This is a genomic window from Cytobacillus sp. IB215316, from assembly GCF_033963865.1.
GTDB classification, from domain to species: domain Bacteria; phylum Bacillota; class Bacilli; order Bacillales; family SM2101; genus Nanhaiella; species Nanhaiella sioensis.
Genome location: NZ_JAXBMC010000008.1, coordinates 70642 through 97305 on the forward strand (window position 1 = coordinate 70642; position 26664 = coordinate 97305).

At 34.0% G+C, this 26664-nt stretch carries 26 protein-coding genes; 12 read left to right on the plus strand and 14 right to left on the minus strand.

Annotated elements, in window-relative coordinates:
- Positions 1-42: 42 nt before the first annotated feature.
- From SLH48_RS13790 to SLH48_RS13825, 8 genes are all read right to left on the minus strand, one after another.
- Positions 43-285: a DUF2164 domain-containing protein gene (locus tag SLH48_RS13790; RefSeq protein ID WP_320258737.1), complete on the minus strand. Its 243-nt coding sequence runs from the start codon at positions 283-285 to the stop codon at positions 43-45.
- A gap of 95 nt (positions 286-380) precedes the next feature.
- Entirely contained in the window at positions 381-590 is a 210-nt protein-coding gene (locus tag SLH48_RS13795) for a hypothetical protein (protein WP_320258656.1), read from the minus strand.
- Between the two features lie 597 nt (positions 591-1187).
- Positions 1188-2906 (minus strand): phosphoenolpyruvate--protein phosphotransferase, encoded by a 1719-nt coding sequence (gene ptsP / locus SLH48_RS13800; protein WP_320258738.1) that lies wholly within the window; start codon positions 2904-2906, stop codon positions 1188-1190.
- A 2-nt stretch (positions 2907-2908) separates the two neighbouring features.
- The gene (locus SLH48_RS13805) at positions 2909-3175 is read right to left on the minus strand and encodes a phosphocarrier protein HPr (RefSeq protein ID WP_214481305.1); all 267 of its coding nucleotides are present in this window, start codon (positions 3173-3175) and stop codon (positions 2909-2911) included.
- A gap of 156 nt (positions 3176-3331) precedes the next feature.
- Entirely contained in the window at positions 3332-5404 is a 2073-nt protein-coding gene (ptsG, locus tag SLH48_RS13810) for a glucose-specific PTS transporter subunit IIBC (protein ID WP_320258657.1), read from the minus strand.
- 192 nt (positions 5405-5596) lie between these two features.
- The gene (gene glcT, locus SLH48_RS13815) at positions 5597-6442 is read right to left on the minus strand and encodes a glucose PTS transporter transcription antiterminator GlcT (protein WP_214481307.1); all 846 of its coding nucleotides are present in this window, start codon (positions 6440-6442) and stop codon (positions 5597-5599) included.
- An 82-nt stretch (positions 6443-6524) separates the two neighbouring features.
- A complete protein-coding gene (locus tag SLH48_RS13820; RefSeq protein ID WP_320258658.1) occupies positions 6525-6896 on the minus strand; it encodes a hypothetical protein in 372 nt (123 codons plus the stop codon).
- Positions 6897-6956: 60 nt separating this feature from the next.
- Positions 6957-7163 carry a hypothetical protein gene (locus SLH48_RS13825; RefSeq protein ID WP_320258659.1) on the minus strand — a complete coding sequence of 69 codons (207 nt, stop codon included), beginning with the start codon at positions 7161-7163 and terminating at the stop codon, positions 6957-6959.
- Between the two features lie 192 nt (positions 7164-7355).
- Here SLH48_RS13825 and SLH48_RS13830 point away from each other — a divergent pair, with 192 nt between their 5' ends.
- The 3 genes from SLH48_RS13830 to SLH48_RS13840 all read left to right on the plus strand — a co-directional run bounded on the left by SLH48_RS13830 (position 7356) and on the right by SLH48_RS13840 (position 9930).
- Complete coding sequence (locus SLH48_RS13830; RefSeq protein ID WP_320258660.1) at positions 7356-8162, plus strand: HAD family hydrolase; 807 nt, start codon at positions 7356-7358, stop codon at positions 8160-8162.
- 291 nt (positions 8163-8453) lie between these two features.
- Positions 8454-8981, plus strand: a complete 528-nt coding sequence (locus SLH48_RS13835) for a MerR family transcriptional regulator (RefSeq protein ID WP_320258661.1) — start codon at positions 8454-8456, stop codon at positions 8979-8981.
- A gap of 439 nt (positions 8982-9420) precedes the next feature.
- Complete coding sequence (locus SLH48_RS13840; protein WP_320258662.1) at positions 9421-9930, plus strand: DNA topology modulation protein; 510 nt, start codon at positions 9421-9423, stop codon at positions 9928-9930.
- Between the two features lie 239 nt (positions 9931-10169).
- Here the strand turns inward: SLH48_RS13840 and SLH48_RS13845 are convergent, their stop codons facing one another.
- Positions 10170-10787 (minus strand): C40 family peptidase, encoded by a 618-nt coding sequence (locus tag SLH48_RS13845; RefSeq protein ID WP_320258663.1) that lies wholly within the window; start codon positions 10785-10787, stop codon positions 10170-10172.
- Positions 10788-11246: 459 nt separating this feature from the next.
- Between SLH48_RS13845 and SLH48_RS13850 the strand changes: the two genes are divergently transcribed.
- A complete protein-coding gene (locus tag SLH48_RS13850; RefSeq protein WP_320210013.1) occupies positions 11247-11381 on the plus strand; it encodes a hypothetical protein in 135 nt (44 codons plus the stop codon).
- 84 nt (positions 11382-11465) lie between these two features.
- Here SLH48_RS13850 and SLH48_RS13855 read toward each other — a convergent pair whose 3' ends face one another.
- Positions 11466-12914 carry a PAS domain S-box protein gene (locus SLH48_RS13855; RefSeq protein ID WP_320258664.1) on the minus strand — a complete coding sequence of 483 codons (1449 nt, stop codon included), beginning with the start codon at positions 12912-12914 and terminating at the stop codon, positions 11466-11468.
- A gap of 215 nt (positions 12915-13129) precedes the next feature.
- Here SLH48_RS13855 and dat point away from each other — a divergent pair, with 215 nt between their 5' ends.
- The 3 genes from dat to SLH48_RS13870 all read left to right on the plus strand — a co-directional run bounded on the left by dat (position 13130) and on the right by SLH48_RS13870 (position 14624).
- A complete protein-coding gene (gene dat, locus SLH48_RS13860) occupies positions 13130-13960 on the plus strand; it encodes a D-amino-acid transaminase (protein WP_320258665.1) in 831 nt (276 codons plus the stop codon).
- Between the two features lie 209 nt (positions 13961-14169).
- Complete coding sequence (locus SLH48_RS13865; RefSeq protein WP_320210010.1) at positions 14170-14271, plus strand: YjcZ family sporulation protein; 102 nt, start codon at positions 14170-14172, stop codon at positions 14269-14271.
- Between the two features lie 218 nt (positions 14272-14489).
- Positions 14490-14624, plus strand: coding sequence for a YjcZ family sporulation protein (locus SLH48_RS13870; RefSeq protein WP_214481315.1), 135 nt, complete (start codon positions 14490-14492; stop codon positions 14622-14624).
- Between the two features lie 1089 nt (positions 14625-15713).
- On the opposite strand, the gene SLH48_RS13875 is transcribed toward SLH48_RS13870, so the two are convergent.
- From SLH48_RS13875 to SLH48_RS13890, 4 genes are all read right to left on the minus strand, one after another.
- The gene (locus SLH48_RS13875; RefSeq protein ID WP_320258666.1) at positions 15714-17588 is read right to left on the minus strand and encodes a glycoside hydrolase family 30 beta sandwich domain-containing protein; all 1875 of its coding nucleotides are present in this window, start codon (positions 17586-17588) and stop codon (positions 15714-15716) included.
- 422 nt (positions 17589-18010) lie between these two features.
- Positions 18011-18472, minus strand: coding sequence for an NUDIX hydrolase (locus tag SLH48_RS13880; protein WP_320258667.1), 462 nt, complete (start codon positions 18470-18472; stop codon positions 18011-18013).
- Between the two features lie 81 nt (positions 18473-18553).
- Complete coding sequence (locus SLH48_RS13885; RefSeq protein ID WP_320258668.1) at positions 18554-19255, minus strand: hypothetical protein; 702 nt, start codon at positions 19253-19255, stop codon at positions 18554-18556.
- A gap of 10 nt (positions 19256-19265) precedes the next feature.
- Entirely contained in the window at positions 19266-20111 is an 846-nt protein-coding gene (locus SLH48_RS13890; protein WP_320258669.1) for an ABC transporter ATP-binding protein, read from the minus strand.
- Positions 20112-20522: 411 nt separating this feature from the next.
- Between SLH48_RS13890 and adh the strand changes: the two genes are divergently transcribed.
- From adh to SLH48_RS13915, 5 genes are all read left to right on the plus strand, one after another.
- Entirely contained in the window at positions 20523-22043 is a 1521-nt protein-coding gene (adh, locus tag SLH48_RS13895; RefSeq protein ID WP_320258670.1) for an aldehyde dehydrogenase, read from the plus strand.
- Positions 22043-22390, plus strand: a complete 348-nt coding sequence (locus SLH48_RS13900; protein WP_214481322.1) for a DUF779 domain-containing protein — start codon at positions 22043-22045, stop codon at positions 22388-22390. The genes adh and SLH48_RS13900 overlap by 1 nt, the downstream gene beginning before the upstream one ends.
- A gap of 543 nt (positions 22391-22933) precedes the next feature.
- Positions 22934-23506 carry a sigma-70 family RNA polymerase sigma factor gene (locus SLH48_RS13905; protein WP_214481323.1) on the plus strand — a complete coding sequence of 191 codons (573 nt, stop codon included), beginning with the start codon at positions 22934-22936 and terminating at the stop codon, positions 23504-23506.
- Positions 23496-24470 carry a hypothetical protein gene (locus tag SLH48_RS13910; protein ID WP_320258671.1) on the plus strand — a complete coding sequence of 325 codons (975 nt, stop codon included), beginning with the start codon at positions 23496-23498 and terminating at the stop codon, positions 24468-24470. The genes SLH48_RS13905 and SLH48_RS13910 overlap by 11 nt, the downstream gene beginning before the upstream one ends.
- A gap of 1034 nt (positions 24471-25504) precedes the next feature.
- A complete protein-coding gene (locus SLH48_RS13915; protein WP_320258672.1) occupies positions 25505-26620 on the plus strand; it encodes a metal ABC transporter solute-binding protein, Zn/Mn family in 1116 nt (371 codons plus the stop codon).
- Positions 26621-26664 lie beyond the last annotated feature (44 nt).

A 26664-nucleotide genomic window follows, 5' to 3' on the forward strand; every position in this document is an offset into this window, starting at 1 on the left:
TTATGTGTAAAACGAATTTGTTGTCAATTATTATTTAATAGTTTAGCCGTTCGTTTCTTTTCTGAGTAGAGAATACATATCATCTTCTATGTTAGAAATTCCTTGGGTCATAATACGTATACTATCTTTTACACCAGCATTATAAAAATGTGGACCAAGTTCTTTCATGACGAAATCTAACAAATTCCTCGCCGCTAATTCACCAATTTCCTCACCGTGCTCATCATAGAAGTATCTTTGGATATTAGTTATTATGTCATCCTGAGACTCTTTTGATAATTTCATGTACACTCAATATACACTCCTAATAAGTATTCAAAAGATGGTTAACCCATTGTTAAGTGATTATAATGAAAGCATTTGTAAACGTCCAAGTTGGGTTATCGCATAGTTTGCTCGTTTTTGTTGTCATTATCAGTTTTTTTATAATATAAAATTCCTATAATTAATAAAAAGATTGGTAGTGTGATTAATGCTGTCATTTGAATTGAATGTGTTAGCAAATATATCGCTGTGAAAAGTAAAAGCAAAAATAATTTCAGTACATCCTGTAGGTTATTTTTATATTTCACCTTTTTTCTGACAGACAAATAACCACTCTCCTTTTTTCAGACTGTTTTCTCACGATCAGTTGTTTAGCGCACACACAAGCATGCTCTTATACACCAGCCGTTTGTGTCATTTTACCTTAGTTAATCTTATCTTGCTATTCTAATGTAATTGCAATAGCAACAAGATTTATAAAGGTTGTTTTAGCATTTTCGTTCTATCATATAAGTACAGCGTTCGTGTCATTTTTTCTACAGTTACAACTATCCAGCTCTCTTAAAACTAATCGTCCATTATTAGTAAGACTGTTTTCGCAAGTGTTGTTTTTCACCATAACGTATAAGCACGTATAAACCTAGATTTCGTGGCACCCTTTCTTTTATAAGACGTTGACTTTTGTATGAATCGACATATCATCTAATTTAGGAATTGTTACAACAAAGTATACAGAAAGAGCATTTTAGCATGTAACCAAATGTGCTTCTACCTATAATATGCGTATAATCATTATGGAGAAAATATCACTTTCCGTCAAGTCTTTTTCAGATTTTTCTGAAATTTTAACAAACCAACAAAAAGAAACTGATTTCTAATTCAACTTCAAATCAGTTTCTTTAATTTAATCCTCTAATATACAATTATTCTACATGAAATGTTTCTTTCACAAACTGAACAACTTCATCGGTCGTGCTCATTGAAAGTAATTTCTCTTTATAGCTTTCAGCTGTTGCTTTTGATAAACGTTTCAGCTGTGATCTTGCAGGTAATATTGATGTCGCACTCATACTAAATTCATCTAAGCCTAATGCGAGTAAAATTGGAATAGCGATAGGATCACCAGCCATTTCACCACACATACCAACCCACTTTCCTTCTTGATGGGCAGCTTCAATAACCATATTGACTAAGCGTAAAATTGCTGGATTATAAGGCTGGTATAAATATGAAACCTGTTCGTTCATTCTGTCAGCCGCCATAGTGTATTGAATAAGATCATTCGTGCCTATGCTGAAAAAGTCTACTTCCTTCGCAAACTGATCAGCAAGAACTGCTGTAGAAGGGATTTCAACCATCATTCCTAATTCAATACTTTCAGATACACTGACACCATCAGCAACTAATTTTTCTTTTTCTTCTATTAATACTGCTTTCGCCTGCCTAAACTCTTCTAATGTTGCAATCATTGGGAACATGATTTTTAAATTACCGAAAGTGCTAGCTCTTAGTAGAGCGCGCAACTGTGTACGGAAAATATCCTGTTCCTCTAAACAAAGCCTGATAGCACGGTAGCCCAGAAATGGATTCATTTCCTTCGGCAAATCTAGATAAGGAAGCTCTTTATCACCACCGATATCTAGCGTACGGACGACGACAGGTTTTCCTTCCATATTTTCAAGCACTGCTTTATATGCTTCAAACTGTTCATCTTCTGAAGGAAAATTGTCACGACCCATATATAAAAATTCAGTACGATATAAGCCGACTGCTTCGCCACCATTATTCTTAACGCCGACAACATCATTTGGCGTCCCAATATTTGCAGCTAACTCTACATGATGATCATCATTAGTAACAGTCTTTTCGTTAACGAGCTTTGCCCACTCTGCTTTTTGATCTTCAAATGAAGATTTCTTTTGCTCAAATTGTGCAATAAGCTCTTGAGATGGATTAACAATAACTTGGCCCTCAAGTCCATCAACAATAATTATATCACCATTTTTCACATCACTTGTAATCGTTTTTGTTCCGACAACCGCAGGAATTTCCATAGAACGAGCCATGATAGCTGAATGCGAAGTTCTACCACCTATATCAGTCGTAAATCCTTTCACATAATTTCTATTTAATTGTGCAGTATCGGATGGTGTTAAATCTTCTGCAATGATTACGACTTCTTCTGAAATCATACTAGGGTTAGCTAACGATACACCAGACAAGTGAGCTTGTACACGTTTTGTGACATCTCTAATATCTGCAGCACGTTCTTTCATATAATCATTGTCCATTTGTTGAAACATTGTTATAAACATGCCTGCTACTTCTTGTAGAGCATATTCTGCATTAACGTTTTCTGCTACAACTTTGTCTTTCACGGGATTTAACAACTCTGGATCACTTAATACAAGTAAATGAGCAGCAAAAATAGCTGCCTTATCTTCCCCTAATTCGTCAAAGGCACGATCTTTAATTTGCTGTAACTCACCTTTTGCCGACTCTACTGCTGCGTCAAACCGAGCACATTCTTCATCTGTATTGACTATCGTACGCTTGTCAATGTTCAACTCTGGTTCTTCTAATCGAAATGCTTTTGCTATTGCAATTCCTGATGATGCGGCAATGCCTTTAATTTGTTTAATCATTACTGACCTAATCCTTCTTCCTTTATTGTTGCTTCTATTTTCGTTAATGCTTCGTTTTCATCTGAACCTTCAGCAGAAATAGTAATCGTTGCTCCTTTAGGAATTCCTAATGATAAGACACCCATAATAGATTTAAGATTTACTGTTTTGCCGTTATATTCTAAATTAATGTCTGATTGAAAACCCCCAGCTGCTTGAACTAATGCTGTCGCTGGACGAGCATGAATTCCTGTATCACTTGTAATAGAAAATGTTTTGTTTGCCATTAATTATCTCTCCTTTTGAATGTCCCATTAATAAAGTAACTCAAGATAATTTAACTCAGGTCCTACATCTATAACTCGGCTTACGTATATAGTATCACCAATCATTTAGAAGTAAGACCTGGTCCTCTTTATCAGCTTACTTTAGAAAATGGTAAATTATTTAGAAATCTTAACGATTCCTTTTTCTTGTTTACTTACTTTTCCTTGCTTATTTATTTTAACAGACTCTCCAGCATTTAGGTTAGTGAAAATGACTGGGGTCACTATTGAAGGTGCATGTTTTTTAATATATTCAAGGTCGATTTTTAATAAAGGCTGCCCAGCTTTTACTTTATCTCCTTGTGTAACAAGTGTTTCAAATCCTTCACCTTTTAAATTAACTGTATCAATTCCAACATGGATTAAGATTTCACGACCTGCTGTAGATTCAATACCAATTGCATGTTTCGTTGGGAAAAGGTTGACGATTTTTCCATCTACAGGAGCTACTAATTCACCATCTGTCGGTAAAATTGCAAAGCCATCTCCCATCATTTTTTGTGAAAACACTTGATCTGGAACTTCTTCCAATGGCTTAATTTCACCAGTTAGCGGTGAAACGAATACATCCTCTTTACCTTCTGATTGAAGCGCTTGAGGTTGTACGTCTTCCACTTGTTTTTTCACTTCTTTTTCAGGTGATACTGGTTGTGCTGGTCTTGGTGATTTTCCATCCATAATATCTTTCATTTGTGTTTTTAATTGATCAGACTTTGGTCCAAATATCGCTTGGATATTATTCCCTACTTCAAGTACACCAGCAGCACCAAGCTGTTTAAGACGGTTTTTATCAACATTTTGAATATCGTTAACAGATACGCGCAAACGAGTAATACATGCATCTAAATGATCAATATTCTCTTTTCCACCCATTGCATCTAAAATATTATGAGGTAACTCACCGGCTTCTACAGATGCAGGTGCTGAATCTTCATCCTCATCTTCACGACCAGGTGTTTTTAAGTTCCATTTGCGAATTGCAAAGCGGAAACCGAAGTAGTAAATAACAGAGAACACTAAACCAACTACAATAACTAACCACCAAGCTGTACGACCAGGTAGCACACCAAACAATAGGAAGTCAATGACACCACCGGAGAAGGTCATCCCAATTTTTACATTTAGTAAGTGCATTGTCATAAATGATAATCCTGCGAAAATTGTATGAATTCCGAATAATACTGGCGCTACGAATAAGAATGAAAACTCAATTGGTTCTGTAATCCCTGTGAGAAACGATGTTAACGCTGCTGAAGCCATAATACCTGCTACAACTGTTTTCTTCTCAGGACGTGCTTCATGATAGATTGCTAATGCCGCTGCTGGTAAACCAAACATCATGAATGGGAATTTACCTGTCATGAATGTACCAGCTGTAAGCTCAGCACCGTCTTTAATCTGATTAAAGAAGATAGCTTGGTCACCACGGACAACCTCACCTGCTGCATTAGTATATGAATTAAATTCAAACCAAAACGGTGAGTAGAAAATATGGTGTAAACCAAATGGAATTAGTGCCCTTTCAATAACTCCGAATATAAATGCTGCTAAAGTTCTATTTGCGTCAATCATCGACGTTGAGAACGTATTTAAGCCATGTTGAACAGGTGGCCATAAGAAAATCATTACAATTCCAAGAACTAAACCGGCAACTGCAGTTACGATCGGAACAAATCGCTTACCCGCAAAGAAGCCTAAGTAAGATGGTAATTCAATATTGAAATACTTGTTATACAATGCTGCTGCTATTATACCGACGATAATACCACCGAACACCCCGGTTTGTAATGTCGGTATCCCAAGTACATTCGCGAAGGACGGATCTGTTCCAACGACTGCCGGATCCAATGTGCCTCTTGCTTGTAAAATAACACTCATCGTTTGGTTCATAATTAAATAACCAATAATTGCTGCAAGACCGGCAACACCTTCACCACCAGCCAAACCGATTGCTACACCAACTGCAAAAAGTAACGGGAGATTACCAAATACAATTCCCCCAGCGTTTTCCATTACTGAAGCAATAAGCGTAATCCATTCTAGCTTTAAAAATTCTGCACGATCTGTTAATGCTGGATTTTGCAGTGCATTACCAAAAGCTAATAAAATACCAGCTGCTGGTAATATCGCTACTGGAAGCATTAATGACTTCCCGACCTTTTGTAAAACACCAAAGGCTTTTTTAAACATGTGAGTTTCCTCCTAATCATGGATGAAATATTCGAAAGCTGCTCATAATGTTATATTGTGCAAACGATTACTTTTTAAACAAATAAAAACAGGCATGAGTAAGAAAATGGTAAACAACAGAGAATACACCTGTTGTTTATATCATTTCTTTACTCATGCCTGATCGAATCAGTAACACGTAAAGTATAATACCTATAATTCAGTTTTAGTTGAAAGCCTTTGCAAATGCAATGTCAAATACACCGCTTCTGCATGATAGACTGGTAATTGTAACGTTTGCTGCATAACTTTGATCAACTTCCAAGCAACATTATAACACAAGGGATATTCCTCTTTCAATACCTCAGCTAATTTTTTTGGTTCAACTACAAGTTCACCAGATTTGACTCGCTCTATCGCAAATTGCAAGTGACGTACAAGCCGTAAATAATTCACATCAGAATAATTCACTTCTACTTCTAACGAATCTTCAATAATTTCAATTAACTTATGTATGAGCTGAGAGTTTTGATTAACTTCATGTAAATTGCGATTTGTAATTGCACTATGTATGTGTAGTGCAATAAAGCCAATCTCTCCTTCTGGAAGTGATACGTGTAAAGTTTCTTCTAGAAACTTTACAACAGCTGAAGCTGTTTCATATTCCTTCGGGTACAGCGCATGTGTTTCTAATAAAAATGGGTTATGTATTTCTAATCCTTCTTCAAGCCTCTTAATTGTAAATGCCAGATGGTCTGTTAAGCCTATATGAATATGCTCGTTTAATGGCTTATTTAATCGCTTATTAATCATATGAATAATATCATTCATAATAGCTATAAAGTCTTCATCGATATTTGGTATTAACTTCTTATACTGTTCTTGCTCCTTCTCACTTTTTAAAACGAACATTTTTTCAATTGTCGACTGTGGTATGTCATCGTTCTTCTTTTTGCCGAAGCCAATGCCTTTACCAATGACAATCACTTCTCCATATGATTCATGTTTAGCTATGAGCACATTATTATTTAACACTTTTACGACGGTAAAGTTCTGCAAGGTGCTCCCTCCTTTTACAACACACACTTGGCTACATAGTAACGAAAGAGGTAGCACTTCGTCAATGGAAATAGCTAGTTATTTACTCTCCATTCTTACTATCAAGTTCAACTGTCACGAAGTAGACACTTTCATATTGTTGAATGATCCTATTTATTTCCTTTCCAATACCTTCAAACACGTTATTACTTGTACTAATTAAACCTTCATAATGGTTTATATTGTATGCTACAATTTGCGGCTTGTTTACATAAAGTACTCTCTCATTTGATAATTGGGAGGACATTGCACGTCCAGAATTGTTGTTAGCCAATATTAAATTCGAAGTAAACTTACTAAATCCTGATTCGGTAACAACTGCTCCATCCCATCTTATATACTTATCATCATTAAATTCTTCCTTTACTTTACTTATTAGGACGGTGTTTACATCTTCATCCAATTGAACACCCATTCCAGCAACTTCTTTTAATAGATCTCCATTCTCATAATAATCAATACTAATATTTTAATATTAGTATTGATTATTAGTCGTTCTATCATTTACCTTAACATCAAATGCATACAATTGATCTCCAGCTATTGATTCAAGTGAATTTTTTTGTCTTTGATCTAACTCTATTTGCGTAATAGTAATAGCGTCGTTACTACTCGTTTCTTGGTCTTTCGTGCAGCTAGACATTATGAATAGAGCCAACAAACAATACAATATTCTCCTCAATGACATCCCCTTCTATGTATAAGATATAATTAGTAAATTTCATCAAAAATAAACATTTTTCTCTATAAAAAAATTACCCCTGAGACCAACACTGTATTACGGCAAAACTACATATCGAATTTTCTGAAAAATGCATTTCCATTTACAACGAACTTCAATTATGTTATCACTTTTATATTGGAGGGATAATTAATGATAAAACTTATTGTATCTGACTTAGATGGAACATTATTGAATTTTAATAAGCAAGTAACCGATGAAGATATAGATGCCCTAAAAAGAGCAAATGAGCAAAATATTACATTTGCCATTGCAACTGGTCGAATGGAGCCAGAGGTCCTTGAGGTTTTAAAGGTTGTAAACGATCGCTTTCACCGTATTAGTCAAAATGGGGCCTTTGTAATTACAAATGACAACGAAGTATTACATCACGCAACATTTTCTCCAGCAATTGCTCATGACATATATAAGTACACACGTGATCAAAACGACATCATTACATTGGTTTGTCACGACAATACTAATTATGCTGAGAAAATTGATGAGCATATTGAAAGAATACAAGGTCGTATGTTTTTCCCAATAGTTGAAAAACCAAATTTATTAGCAGAAATGAAGGAAGGAATGGCACCAACAAAAATAATTATTGGTGGCTATGACGTACAAAAACATGAAAAAAACTTATTAGAGCTGTTCCCTACACAACTTGATGCTTTTGTATCTGAGGAGAATTGTTTAGATGTGATGCCTAAAAATATTAGTAAAGGTAATGCTATACAAAATTTACTAAATCACCTTAATTTATCTACTGATGAAATTGCATGTATTGGTGATTCTTTTAACGATATACCGATGTTTAAATTAACTGCCAATAGTTATGCAATGTCTGAAGCACATCCAGATGTTAAAAAGGAAGCCAAGTATGTTGTAAATTCAGTTAGTGAAGCAATCGATCATGTCATTAACCAAAATCAATTGCAAGAAAATGTTGTTTTATAACTAAAAGATCTCTTAAGATGTTATAAGAGATGATGCCCCCTATCATATTCCCTATATCCTATATCATAGGGTGGCAGCCTCTTTATTTATCGAATATTCATGAAATTTAAATACTTACACTTCATTTTACCAAATCCACTAAAAAAACGACAAACGCTTCTCACATATGCACTCAAATTGTAAGAATAAAACTTTCTTTTGCTAATTATCACTAGTTTTGTCACACGTAAAGGAATCTTTCCATACATAAAGAATTTGTAGACTATGACTTGTGTGGGAGGAGATAAGCAAATGAATACATCTGAATTTGCGTATAAACTTGGTGTTTCCCCGAAAACAATTCGCCGCTGGATACAATATTTTGAGTTACCATTTAACAAAAATGATAATGGGCATTACTTATTTACTCATGAAGACGAGGAATTTTTTCGCCATATTCAAAAACAATTGAATAGTGGTGTTGTGATGAAGGACGTGCAGTTAATAAAAGTACGGAAAGGAGTATTATCAAATACGAATACCCAGGTCAATGAGAATCATAAACCACCTACGACTTACTTACAAAAATCTGATTTGGAACAGCTTATCGATCAAGTAAAAAACATTGAACAAAGCTTGGACAAGAAAGCAGATGAAGTTGTATCATACCAACTATTACAACATCGTAAAGAAATCGACATGTTACAAAAAAATGTCATTTCACTAGAAAAGAAAATTGAAGAAATTGAAGACAAATACGCACAAATATTAACACAACAAAAGTCAACGGAACCAATTACACAAAAGAAAAAAAATTTCATATCAGCAATCTTTAATTAAGGCTCTTTTCAGCAGGTTTGTTCTAAATGTATAAAACCTAAAATGAGCTGCTGTGTTATAGTAAAAGTTATCAAAAGTACGATCACTAATTAGATTAAGGGTTATTTCTTGACAGGTAACTAGACAAGTATTGATATTATTATAAGGATGCTTTCGCATTGATTGTTGTTTTTCGTATTAAGATATAAATACCTACACAACTTGAGTTCGTGGCATCATTTCTTCTGTCCAACAATGAATAGCGTTATTAATCTACTTTTTATAGTACGAATTTGAAAACAAATGGTAACATTGTTTTCGCAAAGAGCCATTCATAAACAATTGCTATAGTATCACTAATTAGAACTTCAAGAAGTGGTATTATACAGATATCATCTTTTTATCAATAAAATCTGGGGTAAACAACAATCATTATGAACGTTATACAAGGGGAAGCATCATGAAAAAAATAATACTAATTGGTTCGGGCGGATCAGGAAAATCTACACTAGCAAGGAGATTAGGTGATGAACTCAAAATAGATGTCTATCATCTCGACGCGTTATTTTGGAAACCTAATTGGGTTAGTGTTCCAAAAGATGAGCAGTGTACCATGCAAAAAGATTTAGTGAAAAAAGAAAAATGGATTATTGATGGAAACTACAGTGGAACGTTGGATATAAGACTTAATTCAGCAGACACGATCATTTTTCTTGATATTCATAGAACGATATGCATGTATCGTGCATTCAAAAGAATGTTACTGTATCGAAATAAAACGAGACCAGATATGGGAGAAGCTTGCGAAGAAAGGTTTGACTTAGCTTTTTTTAAATGGATTTGGGATTATCCAAAAACTAAAAGGCCTGAAATTGTAAAGAGACTGGAGCAATTTTCTAATGACAAGAACATTTTTGTACTTAAATCTCCAAAAGAAGTACAAATTTTTTTAAAACACCAGCTATTATAAATTGTTAACTTTATGTTTAGAAAGCAGTATACTACAATGTAAGAAGGCTTGGATTTACTTTATCCAAGCCTTCTAATATGTTCTGAAATTAATGTATGTTTAGCTTTCTTTCTAGTAGCCTATAGCCTTCTTTTTTCGTAGACCCTGTTCCTTTTGTCACCAAATAAATTGAATGATAGTACCAAAAAGGATATAAAACCTAGCCCATACATTTTCTATATGTGGTACGGTGATCCTGCTTAATTAATGATGCGTACAGCTTTTACTGCAAATGGACGCCAATAAGTATTTAAATCAGCTTTTGTTACCCCTGTTGAACTTCCTGCATGAAGGATTGTGTCTGAATCAACGACGATAGATACGTGATTGATGACCCCATCTTTAGTCGTATCAAAGAAAATCAAGTCACCTTTTCGAATATCAGAAATCGCTACAGGTGTCCCCTGCTTTGATTGCTCTACTGAAGTACGTGGCAGTTTAATACCATTATTTTCATTAAAAGCTCTATACGTAAAGGAAGAACAGTCGAACGCATCAGTTCTTGTCACTGAAGCTCCATATAAATAAGAAGCACCAATATATTTCATTCCTGTTGACACGACTTGATCAGCCTTTTCTTCCCATGTGCTTAATTCTTTATTACTTGCTGATGGAATTTGGATAGCTTGTCCTATGTAAATTATATTAGGATTTTGAACTTGTGGATTTGCTTTTGTTATTTCAGCTAAAGTGGTTTGATGCTTGTTCGCTATTTTTGAAAGTGTATCCCCAGATTGAACAGTATAAGATGCAGCTAAGGCACTTTCACCAAACCATAAAGAACCTAGAATTGTACCAGCAACTATCAATTTTTTCATATCATTTCTCTCTCCCTTTCACACTACTTTTTCTGTCTAAATAAATCATAACACTGTTCAATTATCATTTTTTCTACCATATACATCCAAAGTTGCCCTATTTCAAAATGATAGGTCTATAGTCCGGTGTAGCTTAACATTTAGTTTACAATGCTGTAACTATTATCGTTTAGTTAGACTTTTGTTGGGGTTCAAACGCCACTCTTACCTTTAATTACTATATAAAATATTCTTAATGATAAGTGGATAACCAATAGAGTACACGCTAATCTGTTTGTTATTGTGGTAATCCTATGTTCAATACTGATCAAATTTTATCATCGAATAATAAAGAGCTGAGAAACTATAGTGTTAATGACTATTTTTTCACATAAAAACACGATCTAATATGAGTAAAAAGTAAATTGTCTACCATACTAACATTGTGTTTATTTTTTCAACTACGAAAGGGTGATTATTTTGGGTAAAAAAGGGAGACAAAATAAAGTGTCAAAAGAAGTAGCAAACCCAACAGTATCAGCAGCTGAGGCTGAATTCGCAAATGAACTGAGTGAAACGACTGAAAAGCAATCTAGAAAAAACAATAAAAGATAAAAAAATTAAACCTCACACTATGAATGTTGTGAGGTTTAATTTTCCATGATTCGTTATACTCATTTTCTTGTTACGAAGATCTTTCTACAAGAGCTTCTCATTGATTTGACCAATATTTTTTTGTTTGATTGGTAAGATAATTTCTACTCGTGTACCTTCTCCAGGATTACTATAAAATGACATTTGTCCTTTATGTTGTTCAATTATTTTATAACTAATCATTAACCCTAATCCTGTACCTTTTTCCTTCGTTGAATAAAAAGGTTCTCCTAAGTTTTTCAATCTATCCTTAGGTATGCCACATCCATTATCAACAACTGCAACTGTTACAACATCATTTTTTCTATGTGTAGACATCGTAATAAATCCAGTATCCATCGATTCAATTGCGTTTTGAATAATATTCGTAAATACTTGGATTAACATTTCATCTTCGCATTCCACTAGTGGAATAGTTTCATCAAACTGTGCACCTAGTTCAATATTATGTAAATCAGTATTTGTTTTAACCAAAGTAATAGCTCTATTAATAATGCTATGAAGATCATTCATTTCAAAAGATGATGTTGATTTTGTTTTTGCCAATGATAAAAACTCATCTATGATTGTTTCGACTGTAGACAATTCATTCATCATAATAGCTGCGTGTTGTTCATTGTACTCTTTCGTCATTTGTAATAACTGTGTAAACCCTTTAATTGTAGTTAATGGATTTCTAATTTCATGTGCAACGCCGGCTGCAAGTTTACCTACTAACGCCAATTTTTCTGATTTAACCAGCATTTCTTCATATTTTTTTCTTTCTGTTATGTCACGTGCAATGACTTGAATGGCTTCTTCTTCCTCATATACCGTTTTTGTAGCTGTATATTCAATTACACGTTCACCTTTATTTGTTATGACTATTTGTTCTTCGTTTGTGTAAGAATTCCCCATTAAAAGCTGATTATAATTATACTCAGCAAGTTCAACACGATCTTTTGTAAAATAATCATAAATATTCGAACCAATTATTTCTTCTTTACTAAATCCTGATAATTCACATCCAGCTGGGTTTACGAAAATAACCTTTTCATCACGTACAACATAAAACGCCTGTAATGAATCTTGAATTAAGCTTTCGTATTTTTCCTTACTTTCTAATAGTTCTTTTTCTATACTTTTACGATGGGTTATATCATGAATTTGAACTATAGCAAATTGTGGGCTTTTATCTTCGTTTCTTTGAAGGATACCTTTTAATTCTCCCCAAACGATTCGTCCTGATTTATGTATATACCTTTTTTCTGTTGCAATCTCATCGATATGTCCAGTTAACAAACAGCTAATTTTATGTAAATCACGTTTATAGTCGTCTGGATGCGAAATTTCTTCAACAGTTTTGCTGCACAGCTCTTCCCTTGTATACCCAAGAAATTTACAAAAGGCATCATTTATTGCAAGCGGTATTCCTACCTCACCTTGACAATCATATATTGCCATAGCTATTCCTGCTGATTCAAATGCTAGTTTGTATAATTTTTTAATATTCATAGACTTCACCCGTCAATCATATTAATTTATATTTTTAATTATAGAACGATTAGTATAAAAATGGTATAAATATGTTTGATATTCTAATAGATTTGACGTTACTGTGACTTTTAAGCTGTTGACCTCACACCAAAATTGCTATAATAAACCATAATTAATGAACAATGCATTACATAAAATGAATTGAGCAAGAAATATTAGTGGAGGTTGATGACATGGAAGTTGCTTTTTATGGAGATAAATTTATTGATATTAACGAAAAGGTCGTACCGATCCAAGAGAGAGGGCATCAATTTGGAGATGGGATATATGAAGTTATTCGAGTTTATGATGGCAAACCATTTCTATTAAAAGCACATTTAAACCGACTTGAAATGAGTGCTAAGGAAATATTAATCGATTTACCTTTTTCTCTAGAAAAAGTGAACGAACTAATATTAGAGGGGATAACGCGCTCGGAATTGAAAGATGCACAAGTATATATTCAAGTAACTAGGGGAATCGCACCGAGAGATCATATATTTCCTAAAGTCCCCGCACAGTTTTCAATGACTGTACGCCCCTCACGTCATGTAGACCGTGTCAAACGACAAAACGGAGTAGCTCTTCAATCATTCGAAGACACTCGTTGGGCGAATTGTTTCATCAAATCACTAAATTTATTACCAAATGTCATTACAAAACAAAAGGCTTCTGAAGCAGGTTATGACGAAGCAGTCTTTATACGTAATGGCATTGTGACAGAATGCTCTAGTTGTAATTTATTTGCTGTAAGAGATGGTGTTGCCTACACACATCCAGCAACAAACCACATTTTACATGGTATTACAAGGGAAGCAGTCATCAATATTGCATCTCAAAATGATCTATCCGTAAAAGAACATCCTTTTGATATTGATTTTCTTTATAATGCTGATGAAGTTTTTATAACGAGTACATCAATCGAAATATTACCTGTCAATAAAATTGACAACATGAATATATCAATGAATAACCCTATAACAAAGCAACTTATTTCAGCTTTCCAACAATTAAAGGAACAATAAACAGATTAGAAATCATGCTAATGAACAGTTAAGCCTTAAGTAATATAAGATGTGTGAAACGGTGATATAAAGACCATATCACCGTTTTTTTGCGTTATATATTCAATCAATTAATTAAAATATCTAAAAATGTATGTTTTCATCATGTCTAAACGTACAATCAGAGTTTAAATAATTCCATAAAATATTAATATATCAAGAAAGGAGGAATGGTAATTATGAGTAATTTTGGCGGTATCTTTGCCTTAGTTATTGTACTTTTTGTGCTCTTGATTATCATCGGCTGTGCTTGTAGCCAAGGATTTTATTAATTCCTAATCTACACAGCATAAAAACTCCCTAATTCAACCAATCATACTTCACATTTACTCAATTGTACTTTCTATCCTTCCCATGATAAAGCTTCTATCATTCATTTTTTGTGAGGTGATATAATCACCTCCCTAACACAAAAATGTAAAATAATGTTAAATTCGGGAGAGTATTTAATTAAAAGGAGTTAACTACACAAGAAAGGAGGTTTGAGCTTATGTGTGGATACGGTGGCGTAGCACCAGGCTACGGTTACGGTGGCGGGGGCTTCGGCTCTGGCTTCGCGCTAATTGTTGTCCTATTCATTTTGTTAATTATCGTATTAGGAACGTTAGCATTTGTTTCTTATTAGAAAACCGAAGACAGCATCTTAGAATATCATAATGAACAGACTAAATCACTTCGTAAATTTAGTCTGTTTATTTTGTTATAAATTATGGGTGCTTTCACAATTCTTACGAAGAAATAGTTTGTTTACACTTAGAGTTCGTAGTATTTTTTCTTTTAAATAGGATGTTTTAGCATTGACTGTTTTTTCCTACGAAGAAATAAACACCTACATAACTATAGTTCGTCACATCTTTTTTTCTGCACAACGCTGACTTACAATATATAACATTAAAAATGAACAAAGTTCTAATATAACAACTTAAAGCCTTCTAGATGCTGCTACTTTGTTGATTTAGTAAGAGTAATAATAACGTGTAGTTTAGATAGTAAAACAGTGAGTTTGGACAGTAAAGTGTGTAGTTTGGAGAGTAAAACAGTGAGTTTGGACAGTAAAGTATGTAGTTTGGAGAGTAAAACAGTGAGTTTGGACAGTAAAGTGTGTAGTTTGGAGAGTAAGACAGTGAGTTTGGACAGTAAAGTGTGTAGTTTGGACAGTAAAACAGTGAGTTTGGATAGTAAAGTATGTAGTTTGGAGAGTAAAACAGTGAGTTTGGACAGTAAAGCGTATAGTTTGGAGAGTAAAACAGTGATTTGGACAGTAAAGCGTGGAGTTTGGAGAGTAAAACAGTGAGTTTGGACAGTAAAGCGTGGAGTTTAGATAGTAAAACAGTGAGTTTGGACAGTAAAGTGTGTAGTTTGGAGAGTAAAACAGTGAATTGTAAGAGTGGAATACCTCTCTCTTTTTCCCCAATAAACAACTTATATTGGCCGCTTACGTGATCGCTTTTTAGCTTATAATCATCATAAGAATAAGTTGTTAGTTACTTAATTTGATTCTCTGTGAAGGTCTTCTTACTCATGATTTCTCTTACCTCATATTTAAACCTGTAGCTGTAGTTATTACTTATTCAACAGGCACCCTTTAGATAGATTTTTGCTGTGCCCATCTAAAGGGTGCTTGTTATACAACAATATCGTTTTGTATAAAACCACAAAGGTCAAGCCTAGTTATTTCTAAAAAACATCTTTGTATATACCTATAAAAATTATTTTACTTCTTAATTAGTTGAATATTATCAAAGGCTGCCCAATTATGCTCATTTCCATCAGAGTATACACCAATAGTAACAGTGCCTGTCGTTACATCGATATTATCTATTTCAAATTTCGTCCAATCACCTATTGAGGATGATCCAATATTTGCATAAAGGGTGGAACCACCGTGATTACTTGCTTCTAAACGTAGCGTATTTTGACCTCCACTTGAACGGACCCAAACCGAGGCTTTATAAACTCCATTCACTACATTAATATGTTGATATGTCGTCTGTTGATAAGGGGAAGATTGCCAATGAGTCAATTTATACCCTCCAGACATTGGATAGTCTGTATCAACTTTGTGAACTGGGTCTTGTCCCTCTGGTGTCCAGCTTTGCCAATTATTCAATGCTCCTAATTCAAAATCTCCATTTGCAATCAAATTACTATCATTATTTGAGTTCCATAAGAAAGTAGCTACTGCTCCTGCTGGCAGAGTATAGTTAAATGATTCGTCTCCCTCTTTGACAGTGAACGTTTGATGGGTATTAGCATTATTTAAAACTAACAAGGCTTTTGATCCATCTGTGTTTTTAAAAGCAACGTTTTGAATATCGTTATCGTAATTAGTATCTATTCTTTTTGCACCAGGTTTAACAAACTTACTAATATGACCAAGCACATAATATTCTACATTTTTGTATACATCACCTGTTTGTTGGTTCATCGTTACAACACCACGACAATCTGTACAACCACCATTAATTGGTCCAAAGTTTTCATCTAATGCTAGATTCCATAGCAGAACTGACTTCGCCCAATTTCGAGTCGAACCGATTACTACATTCGACATATTCCATGCTAAATTATCTCCAAAATCAGTTGACCACTCCCCTCCTGAACATTCGGTAAACCATATACCTTTGTCCGGGTGAGCATTTTGCACTAAAGATTGTTGCTCGGGGGAACCGCCATAACAATGAAAAGCACTACCCGCCAAATAAGATTTTGCTTCCTCATCATTCATTACTTCTATTGGATAATCATATTCATTCCAGTTGTGATCCCAGCTAAGTATTTTCGTATCAATTGCTTGACTATTAAAAGTTGGCCCAAGATGATTTTTGACAAAATCAATTTGTTCAGATGCTTCCATCTTCATACTCGGATAGCCAGCAGTTTCATGATGTGGCTCATTTTGAATGGTCATTGCATAAATAGGAAGTCCCTCATTTTGATAGCTGTTAATATATTTTGCAAGATACTGTGCATATACACCATAGTATTGCGGAAGAAGTTTACCCCCATTTAATGATCCATTATCTTTCATCCAACCAGGTGCACTCCAGGGCGTGCCCATAATTTTTAAATTAGGATTTATCGCTAATGCTTCTTTTAACATAGGAATTACATTTTGTTTATCTTTATCAATGGAAAATTTTGCTAAATTCGGATCTGTTAATCCTGCTGCCATATCATCATATGAGTAGCTTTCTAAAGAAAAATCTGATGCACCTACAGTATGGCGAACAAAACTTAAACCAATACCTTCATAACTAAATAGATCGTTATATATCGCGTTTCGTTGCCAATCGTTTAGTTTTTGATTAAAAAGCCATGCTGAAGACCCAGACATCGCTGCCCCAAATCCATCCATTACTTGATATTCCTTACTTTCATCAACTTGAATCGTTACACCCTCTACGCTGTTGTTTAGTGAAAATTCAATATCATTTTGCTGCTGAAGTAATTGCTGTTGATCAGCTGTCGTTAACCATACTTGCACATTTCTTACTTCAGCGTTAGCAGGAGTAACAAAACTACTCATTAACAACAATGACAACGCTATCATAATTATCCGTCTGGTTGAAATTACCTTCACTTCCATAACCTTTCTCCCCCTTGTTATGATTAATAAAATCGAAGTACACCATTTAATGTTAACGCTTACATATTTATATAAAAAACACAAGCGTTACACTTAATTTCATTTTACAAGCTTTATATATTTTAAACAAGCATTAATTCGTAATCCAATAATACTTTGAATAACCCTATAAATCTCCCAACAATCGATTTATTTAAAGGGGGTAGACCCCTTTAGACCTCACTGGAATTTTGTTACTTTGATCGTCTTAGGTCCCTCATTGGCAAAACGAATATTTCTTCAATTATAACAACAACCTAGTAAATCGGTGTTTAGTCTTCCTCAGTTGGTTACATTCATTCTGCTGTTATTAATATATACATGGTGATTAACATTTACATCCATATATTTATGTGAATATTAGCATCAATACTTGCTTAATACTACAAGCTTGTGTACTTTTTTATATATGTTTGAACCATTTTGCGGTGACTACCTACTAGCTTCTCAGGAAGTGAACGTAATGGAAAAAATACTGTTTCTAACCCCTCCTCTTCATTTGTTTTTACCACACCACTGAAATCATTGCAGTAATATGCAATTGTTACAACATAGAACTCATCCCCATTTTGTAATTTGCAATAATTTTCATTTCCAGAAAAAACATTAATAAGTTCTAAGTTACCCACAGTAAGACCTGTTTCTTCGTAAACTTCCCTTTTAGCTGTTTCTTCTGTTGATTCAGCTAGTTCCATTAACCCACCTGGAAGCCCCCAAACACCATATGGTTCTTTTCTTTTTTGAAGTAATATCTCGTCTTGATCATTTATTAGCAAAACAACTGAGCCGACAAGTATAATAGGACGATGCCCTATAACCTTCCTTAAATCTTCTACATAACCCATCTATATTTTTCTCCTAACCTTGACTTATAAAAGCAGCTTCATCCGCTAACAGCAACGAATGTAGATTTTTTTACTAGTTTATTAATATTCAAACTTTTTAAACCGATATACGATAATACTCGAGGCAATAATAATATAACTGATAACAATGATATAGTTTTGAATGATCGTTGTATTTATTATAAAGGAATCACCAAAATTATGTATATGGACAATGTTATTAATTGGAGGGAGCAACCACAAGATCCATGCTAAAAAGGTTGGTATACCATTAGCAACAGCTTCGGTTACTAGTGACACCATTAGTACAAGACAAGTAGCTAACCAATGATATTGACTATGTTTTGTTACAGCAAAAAACTTGCCTACGATCACACCCAACTGACAAAGTAATACATGGCTAATAATCGAGACGATGATTACTGAAATTGACGGGGTTGTTAGAAATCCATTTAAAATAAGTGGATATACAATTGCAAAAATAATAAGTAGGCTACCATACACCAACACAGCGATATTTTTGCTTAATAAAAATTTCATTTTTGATTTGATATGAGTTAAAATTATTGCTCTTTCAGAGTGATCCTCTCGATGAAACATCGAATGTGTTAGCCAAGCAGAAATTAAATATAAGACGATGCTAGATATTAAATAACTATTCATTATATCCTTTTGACTATAAGTATAAAATATTACAACCCACAAGCAAAATACAGCTACTGGGGGAATAAAACGAAATGACCGAAAATATGTTATAACAAAATAACGTGATAAATATACCATACTAGTTCTCCTATAATACATCTAATTTACTTACTAAGATGATTGAATGACCTTGTTGTAAAAGATCTAGTAACAGTTGATCCTTATCCTGTGCCCTTACCGTTACTTTTATTTGATCATCCCCAACCATCGAATAGTGATATACATCATTTAATTCATTTAAGGCATTTTCGTTGCTATTCTGCGAAATTTTACAAATAATCTCATAAGCATCCATCTCTTCATTTATTAATGATTTTTCACTACTAACATTTTTATTACTTATGTACAACACCTTATCTGCTAATTCATCAACTATCGATTTTTCATGACATGAGAAGACCATTGAGGTACCAGTTTCTTTAATTGCTAATAGATTTTCTACCAAGGATGATTGCGTTCTCCGGTCTAAACCTGATAGCGGCTCATCCAAAACGAGGATGTCAGGTTCATGAATTAACGCTTGTATAAGGCTTACTTTCTGTTTCATTCCTTTTGAGAATGATTGAATTTGCTTGTCTCTTACATGAATCAACTCAAATCTATTAAGTAATTCCATGATTTTTGTATCTATCTCTTGTCGACTATACCCGTGAATTTTAGCTAAATGATACCAATATTCATATGTAGTCATGCGAATATTACATGTAAACTGTTCAGGGACATAGCCAACTCGTTTAGAAGGCAAGTTAATTGTTCCTTTTGAGGGCACAATAAGACCTGTAATTAATTTAAGTAATGTACTTTTTCCGGAACCATTTTTCCCTATAACAGCAACCGCTTCACCTTTATACAAAGTTAACGATATTCCTTCGATTATTGTTAAATCATTAAATGATTTAGATACATTATCTATTTTACAAATTATATTACTCAATGACTTCACCCGACCTTATCATTGATTATAACTTTACAATTAAACTATTATTTTTTTGTGTACTAAGTATGCAATAGGAACCAACAAGGTGGTTATATGGCCCTTCAATATCTTCTATTATTATTTTACAAAAACTACTTTCATATTGTACCACTCCCCTCTTCCAAAACATAACAATATTTCTCACAACAGCTTTACCATTAATAGTTACGTGACAACTTGGCATCATCAACCATTTTCCGTAAAATAGATCCTTATCACGTAAATCACATTCTTTAATGCTACTTAATTAATGTAATAAGTACAAAATCCCTCGAATATCATAGAATTGGTAGGGAAACAAGTTTTAGAAAATTAGCAAGTACACTATTTCCTTATCAAAATTAACTTATTGATAGGAGGAATGAACATTTGATTTATGCAAATCCTGGTTCGCCAGACTCAATTATTACATTTAAGAAGAAATATGATAACTTTATCGGTGGAGAGTGGGTCCCTTCTGTAAGTGGTGAATATTTCGATAATATGACGCCGATCACTGGACAAGCGTACTGTCAAGTTGCTAGATCTAATGGCGAAGATATTAACAGAGCTTTAGATGCCGCACATGCCGCAAAGCATACTTGGGGAAAAACGAGCGTCACTGAACGATCAAATCTATTAAATAAAATAGCTGATCGAATTGAAGAAAATATGGAGAAATTGGCAGTTGCAGAGTCATGGGAAAACGGGAAACCTGTTCGGGAAACATTAGCTGCTGATTTACCATTAGCGATCGATCATTTTAGATATTTTGCTGGCTGTATTCGTGCAGAAGAAGGAAGCTTAGCACAAATTGATCAAGACACTGTAGCATACCACTTCCCTGAACCAATTGGGGTTGTAGGTCAAATAATCCCTTGGAATTTCCCTCTATTAATGGCAACGTGGAAACTTGCACCAGCACTCGCTGCTGGAAATTGTGTCGTTCTAAAGCCAGCGGAGCAAACTCCAGCATCCATCATGGTACTTATGGAGTTAATTCAAGATCTACTACCTCCAGGTGTTGTGAATGTTGTTAATGGTTTCGGAGTTGAGGCTGGCAAGCCACTTGCAACTAGTGATCGAGTAGGAAAAGTAGCATTTACTGGAGAAACAACGACTGGACGGTTGATTATGCAATATGCGTCCCATAATATTATCCCTGTGACACTCGAATTAGGCGGTAAATCGCCAAATATTTTCTTTGAAGATGTGATGGCACAAGAGGATGACTTTTTAGATAAAGCAGCAGAAGGCTTTACAATGTTTGCTCTAAATCAAGGTGAAGTTTGTACTTGTCCATCAAGAGCTCTAATTCAAGAATCTATTTATGAACCTTTTATGGAGAAGGTCTTGTCACGAGTAGAAGCAATTAAACAAGGTAACCCTCTCGATATGAATACAATGATAGGTGCGCAAGCTTCATCAGAGCAGCTAGAAAAAATAATGTCATACATCGATATTGCTAACCAAGAAGGAGCAGAATTACTAGCTGGAGGGAAAAGAAATATACTTGAGGGTGAATTACAAGGAGGCTACTATATTGAGCCTACTGTTTTTAAAGGTACCAATAATATGCGCTTCTTCCAAGAAGAGATTTTCGGACCAGTTGTAGCGGTTACAACTTTTAAAGATAAAGAAGAAGCATTACAAATTGCCAATGATACGTTATACGGTTTAGGGGCAGGCGTATGGACGCGAGATATAAATACAGCTTATCGCTTTGGGCGTCAGATCGAAGCTGGTCGTGTATGGACAAACTGCTATCATGCATATCCTGCTCATGCAGCTTTTGGAGGATATAAAATGTCTGGTATTGGGCGTGAAAATCATAAAATGATGCTTTCTCATTACCAGCAAACGAAAAACTTACTAGTAAGTTATAGTCCAAAGGCGTTAGGGTTCTACTAATGCTTGAAAAGGTGATAGCTACTGAAACTGCGCTAAATCTTATAGCAAAGCTAACAGCGAAACATGGACCTCTTATGTTCCATCAATCAGGTGGCTGTTGTGATGGTAGTTCACCAATGTGTTATGCAAGAGATGAGTTTTTAATCGGTCAATCGGATGTATATTTAGGAGATATTGGAGAAACTCCTTTTTATATGAACAAACAGCAATATGAATATTGGAAGCATACTCAATTAATTATTGATGTTGTCGAAGGTCGAGGAGGCATGTTTTCTCTAGAAGGCCCAGAAGGAGTAAGATTTCTTACAAGGTCAAGATTGTTTCCAAACAATGAAAATCAAATATAAAAACCATATTCAGCTGATACCTTGTCAGCTGTTTTTTTGTTATTTGTGTTTATCGTAGCCATCCATCAACATTAACGTTTCCTCGTAACATACTCCTACTTGCTCATCATTAGAAATCTGTTAAACTATTATTTCTTAATAATATTATTTTATTTGTAGTTGTGTGTGCATGATATGTAGCATACTAAGTAAGACCCGGTACAAATACACCTTCGGGGCATTTTGTCTTCTTTTATACGGTGACATTTTCATAACACTAAGTTTTGCTGTGGTTTATTAATGAACATTAGAACGGGATGAAAAAAGCCTTATAGATTAATGATCTCCCAATGTTTATTGTATGACGTACTAAGAAATAAACACGATACAGTTACAGCTTCGCGGCATTTTTTCTTCTTTTATACGATGACATTTTTATTACACTAAGTTTTGCTGTGGTTTATTAATGAACAGTAGAACAAGATGAAAAAAGCCTTATTTTTTTTGAACTTTTTCTTGCAATCGAGCCAATAAATAGAGAGAGAGAAAAAAGGAGGCTCTAATATGACTGATGAAGAATTACATAGCTGGTTAAAGGAGTTGACAACTGGAAGCGAAAAAGCTTTCGAAATTGTCTATGAAGAAATACACCATCATGTCTATCGAACTATTTATTTTTTAGTGAATAACAAACAAGATGCGAATGATGTAGCAAACGAAGTGTATATTCAATTGATTAAATCCATTCCAAAGTACGATATGAACAAACCTTTCTATTCGTGGCTAAATGGTCTAATCGTTAAACAAACAGCTAATTGGAATAGAAAGCTTTGGAGGAAATTTAATCTTGATAAGAAAAATCAGTTATTTTCAATCGAAGAACGTCCTAGATCAACAGAAGAAACAATGATAACAAATGAAATGAATAGCCAATTATTACAGCATGTTAATAGGCTGCCATATAAATTAAAGGTAGTCATTGTACTTAGATACTTTCATGACAACAGTTTTGAAGAAATTGCAAACACATTAAATATTCCGATTGGAACAGCAAAATCAAGGCATCATCATGCATTAAAAAATCTTCGAAATAAGAAATTGCCAACTGAAAGTGAGGCGTCATTACATGTTCATTGAGAAGGAATTGAAAAGTGAATTCGAGAAAACAGCAAGTAGTATAAAAGAGCCGGAAAGCATAAAAAACAATGCACAACTTGTTTTTAAACATTACCATACCAATAAGAAAGGAATCCGAAATCAAAGGTTTAGCAAGATTGCTATCGCTATGGCGTGTCTATTGTTATTCTCTGGTTTTGCTTTCGCAGCCAATATTATTTACGAATTAACATTTGATAGCTTTGAATTTAACATTTCAGATGACACAATCATTGACATCCCTAGCTTGCAAGAAAAAGAACACATACAAAACACGGTTGAAGATATTCGTAAATCATTGAAGCCTGGGGAATCTGCAATTATGTACAGCTCTGCGTTGGATAATGGTCAGAACGTTTCATTTTCTTTAGCGACCATCAACAATCCTGAGGAAATAAGTATGGAAGATTGGCAAAATCATATGGATGATTACTTTTCACAATACAAAATACCTCAAGCATTATATAACGGAATGACGCTTAAAGCGGCGCATTACCAAACGGTAGTTGGTGGCGTTGAGCCTGAGATGGCTGAAAAATATTACGATACACTAAAGACTAGATCAACTAAGACTACAGAAAAAATCACATGGGATAATCTAGGGTCTTTTTCTAAAGAACCAAATAACTTATGGAACTTACCAAATTTGATTTATAGAACAAATACAAATGACGAAATTCTTATATCATATCACCTTCTTACAGATGATGTAGTTTCAATGACATCGTATATGGGAGAGGATTTTAAGCAATTTACGGTAGACGGATATGATGCATTTTACGTTGAATCAAATGAAAGTTTATATACGACTAATAAAGAAAAAATACTAAGTTGGTTTGAAAACAGGAATGGCCAGTTTATTTTATACAACATAACCACTGAATCAGATAATATTACTCAAGAAGATCTAATAGCTATTGCAAATAATATGGAAATAGCAAAATAGAAAACAATCAGTTTTTCAGTATGTAAAACGAGTTCTATGCTGTAAAGTTAGCTCCTATGATAACCAAAATAGCTAGTCACCTATAAGAATAAATTTATAGGTGACCGCTATGTTCTCATACTATCATTTAGTTTTATCACTACTTTTAAATGGCTTGGCAAAAAGAATCGTGTAGTTGTCTTTACTTTAGACCCATTGATTAAACTACCTCTAAATCACAATGGAGGCTTTATGAACACAATAACACAATAAAAGGTTTTAGATGTAATTAAAATCGACTTTAATCTTATACAATTTTATGCCATCATTTCAAGCTTTCAAAAAGGTAATAATGTAGATACTCCCCAAAATGAAGAATCTGGTGGAAGTAATGGGATTTTCTGTTTTACTAAACTCCTTTTAACATTTCTTCACAATATCTTGCATTCTTCCGCAATCTAGCTCTTCCAATTTACTCCTTTATTTTTAAAGTTTATAACTTTTATCATACTGCCCATCCACATTAGAATTTTCAAAAATTAATTTTTCGTGATTGTTACAAATTTTTCTTCTCAATAAAATAAATAATCTTGGAGCAGTCGTTGTTCATTTCTTTATTCGTTTAAGGTACTTTTTCGCAAACTTTGTTGCCCTTGGGACTAATTTAGAACAGCAACAAATGACCTTACTTAACAAGAGAAAAGATGCCAAAACTGCTTGGTTTTAAGTATTTATTTCATAGAACAAAAAGCAATAATCAATGCGATAACTGCTTTTGTTAACAAACATTTATCTTATAAAAACTCAATTTCTTTGTTCATAACAATCCCCATTAAAACAAGTTCCATAATTCTATCTTCAAACTCCTTATCCCATTTTTCTAGTAAGTAATTTAACTATTTTTTATATGTTACATTATTGTAAAAATTTTTTAAATTGTTCTTAAACCATTTACAAACTAATATACATGATTTAGTATATAAAACGAAATGATTACGATTTACCTTTTTTAAACGCTTTAATTACACAAATTTATTAAGTTAGGAGCTAACAACATGAAAATCAACAAATCTTTTTATACTTTAGTTTTTGCTATGAGTCTTATTCTTGCAGGCTGCGGAAACTCTGAAACTGTTAAAACAGGAATATCTGAAAATGAAAAGATAACAATTTATACTACGATTTATCCACTTGAAGATTTTGCGAAAAAAATTGGCGAAGACTATGTTGATGTGAAAAGTATTTACCCTCCAAATGTAGATGCCCATTCTTTTGAGCCGTCTGCAAAAGACATGGTTGCTCTAGCGAAATCTGATTTGTTTATTTACAGTGGAGTTGGTATTGATGCGTTTGCAGAAAATGCTATTAAGTCCTTGAAAAATGAAAGTGTTACTATTTTAGAAGCAGGAGAAGGCATTGAACTATTAGAATCCTCTCAAAACGAGGAACATCTTCACGAAGAGGTAGATGCTGACGCTGAAGAACACGGTCATGAAGAGCAAAATACTGACGCTGAAGAACACGGTCATGAAGAGCAAGATGCTGACGCTGAAGAACACGGTCATGAAGAGCAAAATACTAACGCTGAAGAACACGGTCATGAAGATGAAAGCATTGAAGTGGATGAAGACGATCATAACCACGGTGATTATGATCCTCACATCTGGTTGGATCCTCTCCGTGCAATCGAACTCGCCGAAAATATCAAAAATAAGTTGAGTGAATTAAAGCCAGAACATGCTTCAATATTTGAAAGCAATTATATTCAATTAAAAGAGAACTTAGAAAAACTTGACGAAGAATTTAAAAGTACAATTGAAAGCTCCAAGACGGATATTATTTTAGTATCTCATGCAGCTTATGGATATTGGGAAGCACGTTATGGTATTGAACAGATCGCTATTACTGGTTTATCTCCTACACAGGAACCTTCATTAAAACAGTTACAAAATATTATTGAAGAATCAAAAGAACATGATCTTCATTATGTTATTTTCGAACAAAGTGTTACACCAAAAGTAGTAAAAACGATCCAGAAGGAATTGGGAGCGGAATCTCTAACTCTCCATAATCTTGAGTCCTTGACAGAAGAAAATATTAAGCAAGGGGATGACTATTTCAGCATCATGAGAATGAATTTACATACCATAAAGACAGCTTTAAATGATTAATCGTTTTTTAAACAAAACTCAACTTAAGAATGTATACTAACTAT